Origin of the sequence: Metabacillus herbersteinensis, assembly GCF_042433335.1 — a bacterium.
Taxonomy (GTDB): Bacteria; Bacillota; Bacilli; order Bacillales; family Bacillaceae; genus Metabacillus; species Metabacillus herbersteinensis.
In genome coordinates, this window is sequence record NZ_JBHLVO010000010.1 from 33,456 (window position 1) to 46,621 (window position 13,166).

9 protein-coding genes and 1 pseudogene are annotated in these 13,166 nt (G+C 38.6%); all 10 read left to right on the plus strand.

What is annotated here, in order from left to right; translation table 11 throughout:
• Positions 1-125: 125 nt before the first annotated feature.
• Positions 126-866 (plus strand): cell wall-active antibiotics response protein LiaF, encoded by a 741-nt coding sequence (gene liaF / locus ACFFIX_RS13160; RefSeq protein ID WP_378934621.1) that lies wholly within the window; start codon positions 126-128, stop codon positions 864-866.
• Entirely contained in the window at positions 863-1,906 is a 1,044-nt protein-coding gene (locus tag ACFFIX_RS13165) for a sensor histidine kinase (protein WP_378934623.1), read from the plus strand. The genes liaF and ACFFIX_RS13165 overlap by 4 nt, the downstream gene beginning before the upstream one ends.
• Positions 1,899-2,531 carry a response regulator transcription factor gene (locus ACFFIX_RS13170; RefSeq protein WP_378934625.1) on the plus strand — a complete coding sequence of 211 codons (633 nt, stop codon included), beginning with the start codon at positions 1,899-1,901 and terminating at the stop codon, positions 2,529-2,531. The genes ACFFIX_RS13165 and ACFFIX_RS13170 overlap by 8 nt, the downstream gene beginning before the upstream one ends.
• Before the next feature lie 239 nt (positions 2,532-2,770).
• Positions 2,771-3,337: a glycerol-3-phosphate responsive antiterminator gene (locus ACFFIX_RS13175; protein ID WP_378934627.1), complete on the plus strand. Its 567-nt coding sequence runs from the start codon at positions 2,771-2,773 to the stop codon at positions 3,335-3,337.
• A gap of 336 nt (positions 3,338-3,673) precedes the next feature.
• Positions 3,674-4,150, plus strand: coding sequence for a hypothetical protein (locus tag ACFFIX_RS13180; RefSeq protein WP_378934629.1), 477 nt, complete (start codon positions 3,674-3,676; stop codon positions 4,148-4,150).
• A gap of 219 nt (positions 4,151-4,369) precedes the next feature.
• Positions 4,370-5,449 carry a HupE/UreJ family protein gene (locus ACFFIX_RS13185; RefSeq protein ID WP_378934631.1) on the plus strand — a complete coding sequence of 360 codons (1,080 nt, stop codon included), beginning with the start codon at positions 4,370-4,372 and terminating at the stop codon, positions 5,447-5,449.
• 83 nt (positions 5,450-5,532) lie between these two features.
• Entirely contained in the window at positions 5,533-10,197 is a 4,665-nt protein-coding gene (locus tag ACFFIX_RS13190) for an outer membrane protein assembly factor BamB family protein (protein ID WP_378934633.1), read from the plus strand.
• 644 nt (positions 10,198-10,841) lie between these two features.
• The gene (locus tag ACFFIX_RS13195) at positions 10,842-11,669 is read left to right on the plus strand and encodes an HAD-IIA family hydrolase (RefSeq protein WP_378934635.1); all 828 of its coding nucleotides are present in this window, start codon (positions 10,842-10,844) and stop codon (positions 11,667-11,669) included.
• 200 nt (positions 11,670-11,869) lie between these two features.
• On the plus strand, positions 11,870-12,928 hold the full coding sequence (locus ACFFIX_RS13200; RefSeq protein ID WP_378934637.1) for a PhnD/SsuA/transferrin family substrate-binding protein: 1,059 nt from the start codon (positions 11,870-11,872) through the stop codon (positions 12,926-12,928).
• A 7-nt stretch (positions 12,929-12,935) separates the two neighbouring features.
• Positions 12,936-13,043, plus strand: a pseudogene (locus tag ACFFIX_RS13205) (ATP-binding cassette domain-containing protein); the annotation flags it as partial.
• Between the last annotated feature and the right edge of the window lie 123 nt (positions 13,044-13,166).

The window sequence follows — 13,166 nt, forward strand, 5'->3', positions numbered from 1 at the left end:
ACTAAAAGCAATCGGCGACTAAGCCGATTGCTATTCAATAACTTCAAAAATTAATCTAAATTAACTTATAAATGAGGTTTATCCGACCACCCATATCTTTACACCCCAGAAAGGAGGCAGCCCATATGTTTAAAAAAATGAAAGCAGACTATACAAGTTGGATTCTTTTAATCGGAATTCTATTATTGCTCCTAGAAATTTCATTTTTTAACGGAGGGTTGATTTTTTCATTACTACTTTCCATAGGGTGTATCTACTTTGGTCGAAAATGGATGCCTCGCCTCCGCGGAAAAATTTTATTTTGGTTTGGTTGGATTAGTCTTCTAATTACCATCTTAAATATGATGACATTTCGCTATTTTATTCTAGCGATTCTTCTATATTTACTTCTGCAATTTTTCCAATCTAAGAAAAACCCTGAGCTAATCAAGCCAGTTATATACGAATCAGAAATCCATGTAAGTCCGGAATCAGAGCCACTCTTAAAACGTCAAAGATTATTTGGAAATCAGTGGTTTGGTACTCAGAAGACACCTGAACATGTGTATGAATGGAATGACGTGAACATCCAAGGTGGAATTGGAGATACCATCATTGATTTAAGCTATACCGTTTTGCCAAAAGGGGAATCTGTTATTTCCATTCGCCAGTTTATTGGTAACTTGCAAATTCTTGTTCCATATGAAGTCGAAGTAAGTGTAAGCCATTCAGTTATTGCTGGAGCTGCTACAATTTTTGAACAACAAGAACCAAGGGTGATTAATGAGGCTTTGTCCCTTCAAACAGCTGGATATGAAACGGCTGAACAAAAAGTGAAAATCATCACCTCGCTTATTACCGGGAATTTAGAGGTGAAGCGAGTATGAGTATTATTCAACGACAAATCCTATCTGGGGCACTTTTTGCACTTTTTCTCCTTTTATCATTTGGGGCTTTGTTTTTTATTTCCTTTCCGTTAGAAAATTGGTCTTCTTTATGGCGGGAAAATGTCATGGAGTTACCTTTTATCTATTTTGTACCTAGTTTGTGCATCTTTGTTGGTGCCCTTTTTGGGTTATTTTCTGGATTTTATTGGAGAAAGCAACTAGTCGCATTGGAGGGAACCTTACAGCAATTAGAGCAAGGCCGATCCTTTACACCACAGCAAACAACTCTCCCAGAACTTCAAGCGATATGGACACGAATTGAAAAGATACATAAACAAATAACAGAGCAAACAAAGCTATCTCAAAAACTCGCGAAAGAAAAAGCTGAGGATCAAGAAAAACGCATGCAAGAAATCGTTTCACAAGAGCGAAACCGGTTTGCGCGAGAGCTACACGACTCGGTTAGTCAACAGCTGTTTGCAGCCTCAATGATGATGTCAGCCATTACCGAAACACGACCTCTTTCAGATGACCGTGAAACGAAGCAATTAAAAATGGTAGAGGAAACCATTCATCAATCACAGCTTGAAATGAGAGCACTACTCCTTCATTTGCGACCTGTTGCACTCAAAGGGAAAACGCTACAAGAAGGAATGCAGGAGCTACTCGTCGAATTATCACAAAAAGTACCCATGGACATAAAGTGGAAAATTGAACCGATCCCGCTAGATAAAGGTGTTGAGGATCATTTATTTCGAATTCTTCAAGAATCAGTATCAAATACTTTACGTCACGCCAAAGCGATATCATTGGATGTACTATTAATTAAGCGTGATGACCTCGTCATTTTACGTGTTGTTGATGACGGAGTCGGCTTTGACGTTGAACAATCAAAAGCAGGTTCATACGGACTTCAAAATATGCACGAACGAGCAGTCGAAATTGGTGGTACGTTAAAAATGATTAGTCTTAAAAATAAAGGGACACGCCTAGAGGTAAAGGTTCCTGTGATTGGTATAGAGGGTGAAGAGGATGATTAAAGTAGTATTTATTGATGATCATGAAATGGTACGGATTGGAGTTTCATCATACTTATCAGCTCAGCCAGATATTGAAGTAATTGGTGAGGCTGATGATGGAGGGAAGGGAGTGGAGCTCGCACTCGGGCTTCGTCCTGACATTATTCTAATGGACTTAGTCATGAAGGAAATGGATGGAATTGAAGCGACAAAGCTAATTATGGAAAGCTGGCCAGAAGCAAAAATCATTATCGTGACAAGCTTTCTTGACGATGAGAAGGTATATCCTGCTCTCGAGGCCGGCGCCACAAGCTATCTGCTTAAGACATCTAAAGCGAGTGAAATCGCCAATGCAGTTCGATCAACCTTCCATGGCCAATCGATACTAGAGCCGGAAGTTACTGGGAAAATGATGATGAAAATGCGTCAAAAAGAGGTCCGTCATCCTCACGAACAGCTCACCCCAAGAGAAATGGAAATTCTCCTTCTTATGACTGAAGGAAAAACGAACCAAGAAATTGCTGATCACCTTTTTATCGCACTTAAAACTGCTAAAACACATGTGAGTAATATATTAAGTAAGCTAGAGGTACAGGATAGGACTCAAGCGGTGATATATGCGTTTAAGCATTCGTTGGTGGAGTGAAATACAAAAGGCAGTGGACTTATTATAAGCTCTACTGCTTTTTTTTATTTGCGTTAGAATTTCTATGTTGTCCTTTCTTTTGTGTAATATCATTGGGGCAGAATTGATGATAAGTTATCTGAAGCTAAAGCGGAAGTAATTGTTGCTAATAATATAAAGATTTACATAATCTAATTAGTTACTTAATAATTGGTTGATATAGTAAACGTAATCTTTCTTAATTATTGGAGGTCGAAATTATGGAGAAGAAGACTATTGTAAAAAGTAATCCGATTATTGCTGCTGTACGTGATGTCTCTTTAATTGAGAAGGCTGCACTTTCTCCTGTTGAGACGATCTTTTTGATGACTGGTGATATTTTTACGATTGAGCATTGTGTAGAAATGAGTAGAAAACATAGCAAGTCTATTTTCTTACATATTGATTTAATAAAAGGGATAGCTAATGATCGAGAAGGAATAAAATACTTGTCGAAAAAGGTAAAGCCAGATGGAATTGTTTCCACAAGAAATCAATTAATTCAAGCTGCTAAAAAAGAGGGGTTATTAGCAGTTCAGCATCTATTTATGATTGATACACATGCGTATGAAAATGGAGTTAAAAATATTTCAGATATAAAACCCGATGCAATTGAAATAATGCCAGGATTAATGCCAAGGGTCATTCGTGAGTTTTACGATAAAATTGATTGCCCTATTATCACAGCAGGATTAATTAAACATGCACATGAAGTTAGAGAGGTTGTGGAGGCTGGAGCCCATGGGGTAGCCATCGGTGAACCTGAGTTATGGAATCTAAAACTATAAGTACTATTATGAATATGACAAATAGTAGGTAGAATATACTAATTAATGAAATAATAATTAATAAATCATTAACTAATTAACAATACTTTTTTAATATAAGAGTCTTAGAATTAAGTTATAAGTTTCGGATGCAAGAAGTTAAAAATTGTATATTGCTAACTGCCAAGGGTGGAGTTAATGGAGAAAACCCAGGTATAGCTACTAGTTCTACAAAAATACATCATTGCTATTTAGGCATATGTTTTTGGGGACTGGCTATACTTGGGTTTTTTGTTGTTCTTTTCTAATCAACAAATTTAGGGGGTGGGGATAATTACCAAAAACCAACCAGAGGAAATGAAAGGGAGTTTAGTAACAAAGCTATTTTTATTGAAACTAATGTGTTCTGTTTACTTATCTCTCATCTTACTAAGCTTACTTTCTTATCCTACCTCGGCTTATATGAGTGACATTGAAACAAAAAGTGTTTTACTTACAATCGGTAAATGGGAGAAGGGATCTAATACCGCTATCCAAGGAACAGAGATTTTTGAACATGATGTATCAAAATCAAACAAGGAGCATTCCGAGATTGTTGAGGAGAAAAGGAGTGAGAGTGAGCAACATGCTTACTCTGATCGAGAACTTAATGCATTTAGGGAGGTGAAAAAATTATTAAACAATGAAATCCCTTTCTCAGATGCAATAAACGATGTTGCATTGATGTTTTCAAAAAGTGAATTGCAAGAATTAATTCGAGTAGAAGTCAAATGTGCAATTGAAGAGGAAAGAGAAGCTTTTTTCAATCTGATAGAAGCTAGGTTTGCTAGATAGCAATTTCATGCTTAGGCAGAGATTGGAAGTATGACATCTGGTCATGAGCGTTTAATATCCAACTCATCATATTTACTTTCCAAACACTATTTTAATGCAGGGGTTGGAAATAGCGATTCTTATCATGAGAACTTAATATATGATAATTTTCTGAAATTTCTAACGAGGCCCTTCTCCACTACAAATTTTAGATGAAAGGTTTGAGCAACTGTGAATAAGATGATTTCATACTTTGCACTGTTTCTATGCTGTTTTATGATGATGCTTACCCCTTTTAAGGCTAGTGCCCACACAGATAATAGTGAAGGGTATTCAAAGATTACAATAGATCTAGAAAATAAAGAGCTGCATGTAGAACTTTCTATTGATTATTTTGAAATGGGGAGGTTGATTGATTATGGAGTGGATCCAGGTGCTCCTGCTGCGCAGCTTAGTAAGGCATTAGAAGAGAAACGTGGTGCTTTATCAGATTATCTTCTTTCACATTTCGAAATTTTGTTGGATGGAGAAAGGGTAGACGGAGAGCTCATCTCTACAGAAGTAGAAAAGAGACTGGATCGAGATTACGCAAAGATTTTGTTAGCTTTTCCGATAGCTGATTTAGATTCGGCGATTCAAATTCATTACAATATCTTCTTTGAGGATAATGACCCGATGCATCGAAACATTATGACATATGAGCTTGGAGAGAAAAAAGGGCAGTTTGCTTTCCAAGCAGTTGAGAGGGATCTTCAGATTGGGGAGGAGACTCTTGTTAGTCAAATCACCCGGTTCATCGAAGTTGGTTTTCACCATATTATGATAGGTACCGATCATATTTTGTTTGTCATTGCACTTGTTTTGGGAACTCGTAAATTTTCAGATGTATTAAAAGTTATTACAGTCTTTACCATTGCACATAGTATCACAATTGGACTTACAGCTATGAGATTTCTCAATCTGCCACCAGAGATCATTGAGCCGCTCATTGCATTAAGTATTGCGTTTGTAGCGGTTGAAAGTATCCTTGGATTTTCATCAAAATTCAGGTTTGCCGTTGTGTTTATTTTCGGGCTTATCCATGGAGTTGGATTTGCTGGTGCTTTGCAGCTAAATAATGAAATAACATGGCAATCTTTATTGTCTATCCTCTCATTTAATGTAGGAGTTGAAGTGGGACAAGCTCTAATTATTGTGTTTTTGTTTCCTCTGCTTCTTTATATTCGAAAATACAAATGGTCTTTTTACATTCATGGTGCGACAACGACGTGGATATTTGGAATGGGATTATTTTGGTACTTTGAGCGCTTTTTAGGCTAACCCCTGAGCATAAAAAGAAGGTGATGCTGCCATCTAGGTAGGTCTTTAATAGTACCGTGAACTCAACAATTGGAGGAGAGACGATGAAATTTTTAGAAGGTAATGGGAAAATAACTAAGGAAAAACTTAAGGTAATTACCGCAGTTATCATGTGTGGACTAGCTGTAGCTGCTGTAACCAAGCCGGTTATTGCTGACAACACGAATGTAACCGTCGAGGGTGTCGTGTTTGTTGATAAAAATGAAAATGGAACCCGTGATAGTAACGAACAAGGGATTCCAAATGTTTCCGTATCAGATGGCAAGACTGTTACAATTTCAGACGAAGAAGGAAATTATACATTAACTACAAGTACGGATAGACGACAAACGGATATTGTTTTCGTAACGGTTCCTAGCGGATATAGCGTACCAACAGATGAGAACAAAACACCTCAGTTTTATAAACTGTTAGGCAACCTCAAAGCGGGTGAAACAAGCGAACAAAATTTCGGTTTGATACATACTCCGGAAAATAAAAATCCGAACTTTAGCTTTGTCAATGTAGCTGATGTTCACGTACAAGCTGGGACGACTAATAACCGTGAACGGTTTACAGATCAGCTTTCGCAAATCAACGACTCAACAGGAGATCCAGCTTTTATCGCTGTAAGTGGTGATTTGACAAACAGAGCGACGGATGCAGAATACCTGGATTATACTGCGAGTACAGCTACATCTACTCTTCCAGTCTATCCAGCGATGGGTAACCATGATTTTGCACCTGGCTCCGACTACAAAACAAGAGTTGATCGTTATCGAAACTATTTAGGTCCAGAGTGGTATTCATTTGATTATGGAAATCGACATTTTGTAACATTGGAGAACACGTTGGGCTTTTCAGAAACAGAACAATTAGAGTGGTTGAAGCAGGATCTTGCCCAAAATGCAAAAGACAAGGAAGTGGTCGTATTTGTTCATAAGCCCTTGAATACACCACAAACACCATCAGCAGACAGTACAAAGCAGTTTATAGATCTTCTTGGTCAATATAATACACGCCTTGTGATGGTAGGACACACGCATGTAAATGATGTAGCACAAGACACCATTCCTGGTGCAGATCATGTAACATCTGTTTCAAGTGCTTACACAATTGATCAATCACCAAATGGATTTAGAATGGTTACGTTCCAAGGTGATGAACAAGATCCAAAATTTAAAATGTACGATGTGAAAAAGAGTGCTTCTATTGTCCATCCGGCAAACAATAGTGAAGTAGCTCAAGATGAAATGAATATTTTGGTAAATGCTTATAACACTTCAAGTAATGTTAAAAAGGTAGAATACCGTGTGGATGGTGGTCCATGGAAAAAGCTTAAACAAAGCAGTGGTATGAGTTGGTATGGCACATGGGATGCCCGTAAAGCTAAGTTAAGAAAGCATCATATGGAAGTTAGGGTGACGGATGATGCTGAAAATGTTTGGGCAAGAATTTCACAATTTTCAATAGTAGATAATGATAAAAAAATTACACCGAAGAGCGGAACGGACTGGACGATGTTCCACGGCGATGCTCAGCATACAGGTTATGCAAAGGATACACTTGAAGCAGGTCTGAATCTTGGCTGGACTTACCGTACACCAGGAACAATTCTTACTTCTTCACCAGCGATTGTAGATGGCATTGTTTATATTGGAACACGTGATGAAGACAGCAATGAACACCATGCCATTCATGCGGTGAACCAAAAAACTGGCAAAAAGCTGTGGCAGGTAAAGGCAGATGCTCAAGTGCAATCCTCTCCTGCAGTTGCCGATGGAATCGTATATGCATCGTCAATCCGAGGTACTTTATATGCAATGGATGCAAAAACAGGGAAAATAATTTGGGAGAAGTCAGTCGGTAAAGATGAAGTGCAGCGTGCATGGATGTACTACTCCCCAACAATTGACAACGGAGTCGTGTATCAGGCATATAGCACTGGCAGTGGTGGTGCGATGATGGCACTTGATGCTAATACGGGAGAAGAATTATGGAATGCACCTTTAGCAGGTGGTTGGATTGTTGAATCAACACCAGTTGTTCAAGATGGCAAAGTATATGTTGGTGCAGACGGAGGTTGGTTAATCGCCATTGATGCCTCAACTGGTAAGGAAATATGGAGACAAAAACCTGCGGGAGGCTGGATGCATTCGATGCCGTCCATCTCAGAAGGTCGTGTATATATGGGATATCAAGGTGGATTGTTAGTTGCCCTTGATGCAGCAACAGGTAAAGAACTATGGCGCTACAAGAGCTCAGACTCATCTTATATTCACGGAGGCGCAACTGGGTCGTCTGCTGCAGTCGCTGATGGATTTGTCTATATGGGATTCCCAGATGGAAATGTGGTAGCCCTAGATGCAGCAACAGGTTCATTAAAGTGGAAGTTCCGTACACAAGGCGGAATCATTTCTTCAGCAGCAGTTAGTGGTGAAGTAGTATTTATTGGATCGAATGATGGAAATCTCTATGCATTTGATCGTTTGACAGGACAGCCTTTATGGCAGCATGAAATTGGTGCTTGGGTGGCATCATCTCCAGCCATTTCTGGAAATACCTTAGTGGTTGGTGCACTTGATGGCAACCTGTATGCTTTCACTCCTGGAGGGAAAACGGTTCAAAAGTGGCCTCGAGCTACTGGAAAAGTAAGTGATGCTACTACAGGAAAACCTGTTAGTGGAGCTACGATCGTTGCAACAAACGGTGCTGGTGAAACTCAAACGACAGTGGCCGATGCTGAAGGCGAGTATGTTCTTGGTCTACAGCCGGGAAAATATACTCTTACAGCTAAACGTAGAGGGTTCTTGAATGGAACTTCAGCTTCTGCTGAAATGGTAACTGGTCAAGTTGAGACGATTGATTTGCAATTAAATGAGATTACCGAGCCAGTTGCTGGTAAGTCCCAGGAAGCACCTGATTTTAATTCAGGGAGCCCGCGTTTGGACATTCCGAATGGTGAAGAATATCACTATATTATGAATGATCTAATTCAAGCTACTATTTCTTCGAAGATTGGTGCTAACAACGGTGCGGGAACGTTCCAGCCTGGATGGGTATCAGATATCGCTTTACTAGATAACAATGCCACAGAGACGCTAGATTGGAGTGAGTGGGTCCTTTCCGAAACAATGAATGACCCGAAACTGCCTTGGAATCGTGAGGGACAATGGTTAGCGTTACCAAAAATTAACGTTGATGGTGATACAATAAATGCATCGGGACAAGCTCAAATTGATCCTGATATAAAAACCAAGGTTACTTACAAAGCTTTGCCTAATGCACCAATAGCAAAGATTACTTTAGAGCTTGACAATACAGGAACTGAAGATTTTAAGGGGTATTTTCAGTATTTACTTGATCCTGACAGTGCTGATGACACTGCTTTTGTTCCAGGAATAGCAGCTGCAAACCCTGGATTCATGACATCAGGATGGGCAGGCAATTACATCTATGATGGACCTAAAACAGCGACATCTAGCCCGGCCCATGGAATTGCTTGGATAAACGACCAGCCGACAGGATTAAGTGCTTTTGGTTATATTTTCGGGGTATCTTTTGATGCAAGTGTAGCAGCAGGTGAGAAGAAATCAATTAGCTGGTACCACATCACTGATTATCCTGCTAATGGAAGTAACCCAGCAGCAACAATTGCCAATTGGGCAGCAAATCTTGGTACTTTAGATCCTGAAGCAGCAGAGCAATCTCGTATTCAGGGAAGTGTCACTGATTCTAGTACAAATAAGCCAGTTGAAGAAGTTTTAGTAGAGGCTCTAAATGCAGAAAATAAAGTAGTAGCATCTTCAACTACTAATAATGAAGGAAAGTATCTGTTTGCCTTGCAGGAGCCTGGAAGTTATTCCGTTCGTGCAAGTCGCCTTTCTTATGAAAATGCGACAGTCACTACTGAAGTTAGTGAAGGAGAATCAAAGTCTGTAGATGTTTCTCTAATGCCAGTAACAGTTAACGCTGGTACTGGAAAGGTTTTATCAGGCCCTGTCTCTGAAGGAACTGTGCAGGACATTATAATGGAGAACAGCAAATTAGCTATGACGATTGCTGCAGTTACCCAGGACGCACAGCTTCCTGGAGTGACGAAAGGAAAGCCAATTGATATTTCAGCTAAAGGATTTCAAGATCAAGTTGACTGGTTTAATCTTCCTTATATTTCTACAGCTCAACCATTGGGACCAGATGCACGGAGGCAATTAACTGTAAAAAGTGAAGAATTAAAAGTAATGGAATCATCTTCGGAACGTGCTGTGGTAAGTGCAATCGGTACATCCACAGAAGATCCAGAAATCAAAGTTGATACTACTTATACGATTTTACCGAATCAAGAGTGGATAACAGCTGAAACGGTGTTTTCCAATACTGGTCAGGATTCCAAATCTGTTTGGATAGGTGACGCTTTGGATTATGATGGTGCAGGACAAAAAAGCGGTGTTTCCGGACACGATACGATTACGCTAGCCTATTCTGATCCGCAGGAGTTCACGCCCACTGAACCATGGATCGGAATGTCTGGTACAGACAGACAAACAATTGGTCTCGTTTATTCAGGAAATACTTCCGGGTTAACAGCTTATGGTAATGGAAACTGGATTATGAGCCGACAGAATGTAGAACTAGCTGCAGGTGGAAGTCATACGATGGAGCGGAAAATCGTAGCCACACCGTCTGGTTCAGAGGATCCATTTTCGGTGCTTAGTTCCATTTCTAAGTAATATCTTATATCTAGTTAATATAAATATCCAGGTTGAGTAGCAAACGCTCAGCCTGGATTTCTAATAATTATTTCAATTACAAATACATAGTAGATAGTTTACAAGATCACCAAGAATTTTTTTGTATAACGAGCTATGGTGAAGCCACTTTTAAGAGACTGTTCTTCACAATATATCCATCATAATATTTTCATATTACCGAAGCATTAGGGACTTTGTGTAAATTACACTTAATAAAATAGTAACCTTCAAAAAATGCAACTAATAACAAACATTTACAAACCCTTTACTTTGGGCAAATACTATATTAACAAACTATTGATATTATTATTTCAACAAGCAATCTTAATAATTTAATTACATACAATTAATTACTCTGGGTGGAGTTATTGGAGAAAACCCAAGTATAGTTTTTAGACCTATTTCGGGACAACGCTTTTTGAAGTGTGTTTGTCATGTAGGTCAAGCTATACTTGGGTTTTTTCTATTTTTAAAGGAGGATACTTATTGGACGAAGACTAGCTTAGCGAAGTATCTATTACTTAACAAAATAAGTTTATAAAAAGAGAGGCTTTATTTATTAATAGAATGAAATCTACTAATCGCATCAAGACTTGGTTAAGTAAAGGCAGTGAATGATAAAAATGACAATGAATATGGCGAACTGCACCACATTTATTTTCGATTTGGATGGATCTGTATATTCAGGTAGTCGGATGTACCCGGGAGTGCAGGAATTACTACGATTATTGGATCTTAAGCAAAAACAAATTTATTTTTTAAGCAATAACTCAACTGATACTGCTGAAACCATTCGAGAGAAGCTTAGAGGAATGGGCCTAGCTGTTCAGCGTTCTTCTATACTAGTAGCCACTGAATTGGTAGGAGACTATTTGCTAGAAAAGTACGGTATCGTTCGAGTGAAAACATTTGGTACCCCTGCACTACAACATTCTATTAAATCTGCAGGTCACATTATTTTATCGGTGGGTAGTAAAAACCCTTGTGATGTAGTCGTGGTGGGACGAGATCCATCCTTCACATATGAAAAGCTACATGATTGTGCAAGAAGCCTAACAGAAGGTGTCAAACTAGTTGCAGTTAATCCAGATCTTTATCATCCGGGAGAAGATGGAAGTAGGGTACCAGAAACTGGGGCACTTATCTCAGCGATCCAGGCAGTATCAGGTGCTACCGAGTTAGAATCTGTGGGGAAGCCCTATTATTATTCGTTTAAAAAGATTATGGAACAATCATCGGTTAAACCTCAGTCTTGCATCATGATTGGGGATAACCCTTATACAGATATTCAGGGAGGATACTTAGCTGGAATGCATACCGTTTGGATTTCACATGGACAACCATTTCCTCTAGATCTTGGGTTCAAGCCTGATATTACAATACCGTCCATTGGTGAATTAGTTCATTATTTATTAATAGAGGAGGTAATGCATCTGGAAGGCAATTTTTAAGTTACATCATTAACTGTATAAGGAAAATTATAAAGATAAACCATATATGCACTAATGCCTTGTTGAATTTTAGTTCTAGGAGGAGTGCAGAAAGTGGACAAGGTAAAGCAAACGAAATCCGGTAAGAATCAACATTGGAAGATCAAATGAGAATCCATGATGATTATAAATAATTTATATATTAAAAGGAGGAAAAACAAGTGAAAAAGTCACTTTTAGTTTTAATGGTTTTAATCGTTGCAATGATTTCGGCAGCATGTTCAGCAGGCAGTGAATCAACAGCAAGTGGGTCAGAAGCTGGTGGTAAAGCAGGCAGTAAAGAAACTTTAACGATTGCCTGGTATCCAAATGAATCTGGGGCAGACTTAAAAGATGCTCGTGATCATATTGGGAAAATAATTGAAGATGCAACTGGAAAAAAGGTTGAACATAAAACTACGACTGATTATATTATCGCCATTGAGACATTAGCAAGTGGTAATGCTGATATAGCGTTTATGGGCGCTCAAGGTTATATCGAAGCTAACGCGAAAAACGAAAAAGTGCAGCCATTAGTCGTGTCAAGTGGAGTATCTGGTACATTAGACGATGCCGTTTATCATAGCTGGTTATCTGTTAAAAATGGCAATGAAGAACCTTACAAAGATGGTGAAGGCTTCTCAATTGACAATATAGCTGGCAAAGATTTTTCATTTGTTTCAAATAGTTCTACTTCAGGATTTAAAGTTCCTTCTGAAGGAATCGTATCTCATTTTAGTCAGAAAGATGAGTATAAAGATTTAACAGCTGACGATTTACTAGAAGGCGGAAAATTTTTCAATGAAGTACTATACGGAGGCTCTCACCAAGGTTCTGCTGTTAATTTACTTACGGGCAAGGCTGATGTAGCTGCATTTTGTGATTTTTGTGTAGCCAACTATGTTGAATTAGCTGATGGCGAAGAAAATACACCTGGAGCTACTTACAAAGTGAAAGATGATGCTGCTGAGCCGTTTAATACAATTCCTGGAGAAGAGTTTAAGATAATCTCTGTAACACCAGTTCTAAACGCTCCATTTGCTGTAAATACAGAAAATGTTAGCGAAGAAGATCACAAAGCATTGGTCGAAGCTTTTACGTCTGATGAAGTAGCAAATAACGAAAAAATATTCGTTCCAGAAGACTCAGAGTTATCAGGATTATTTTCAAAAACAGATAAAGAGCGTTTTCTTGAAGTAGAAGATAAATGGTTTGATCCGATTAGAGAGTTATCTAAGTAATAATTAAGTAAAAAAAGGAGAGTTCGTTTCCGTAATTGGTCCATCAGGAGCAGGGGAGCCAACTCTCCTTCACTGCATTAATCGGATGATTCATGCAAGCAACGGTGAAATCATCTTAGGTAACGAAATGTATTAGATTTGAAAAATTGAGATCTACGGAAATTGAGAAAAACTTTGATACAATATAAAAAAGCTGAAAGAAACGAAACTCTTTCAGCTAAAATTAATGTTCTATTCT

Excerpts from the sequence above, each read along its gene's own strand:
- liaF (WP_378934621.1), top strand. The coding sequence starts at position 126 with ATGTTTAAAAAAATGAAAGCAGACTATACAAGTTGGATTCTTTTAATC.
- ACFFIX_RS13165 (WP_378934623.1), top strand. The coding sequence starts at position 863 with ATGAGTATTATTCAACGACAAATCCTATCTGGGGCACTTTTTGCACTT.
- ACFFIX_RS13170 (WP_378934625.1), top strand. The coding sequence starts at position 1,899 with ATGATTAAAGTAGTATTTATTGATGATCATGAAATGGTACGGATTGGA.
- ACFFIX_RS13175 (WP_378934627.1), top strand. The coding sequence starts at position 2,771 with ATGGAGAAGAAGACTATTGTAAAAAGTAATCCGATTATTGCTGCTGTA.
- ACFFIX_RS13180 (WP_378934629.1), top strand. The coding sequence starts at position 3,674 with ATGAAAGGGAGTTTAGTAACAAAGCTATTTTTATTGAAACTAATGTGT.
- ACFFIX_RS13185 (WP_378934631.1), top strand. The coding sequence starts at position 4,370 with ATGATTTCATACTTTGCACTGTTTCTATGCTGTTTTATGATGATGCTT.
- ACFFIX_RS13190 (WP_378934633.1), top strand. The coding sequence starts at position 5,533 with ATGAAATTTTTAGAAGGTAATGGGAAAATAACTAAGGAAAAACTTAAG.
- ACFFIX_RS13195 (WP_378934635.1), top strand. The coding sequence starts at position 10,842 with ATGACAATGAATATGGCGAACTGCACCACATTTATTTTCGATTTGGAT.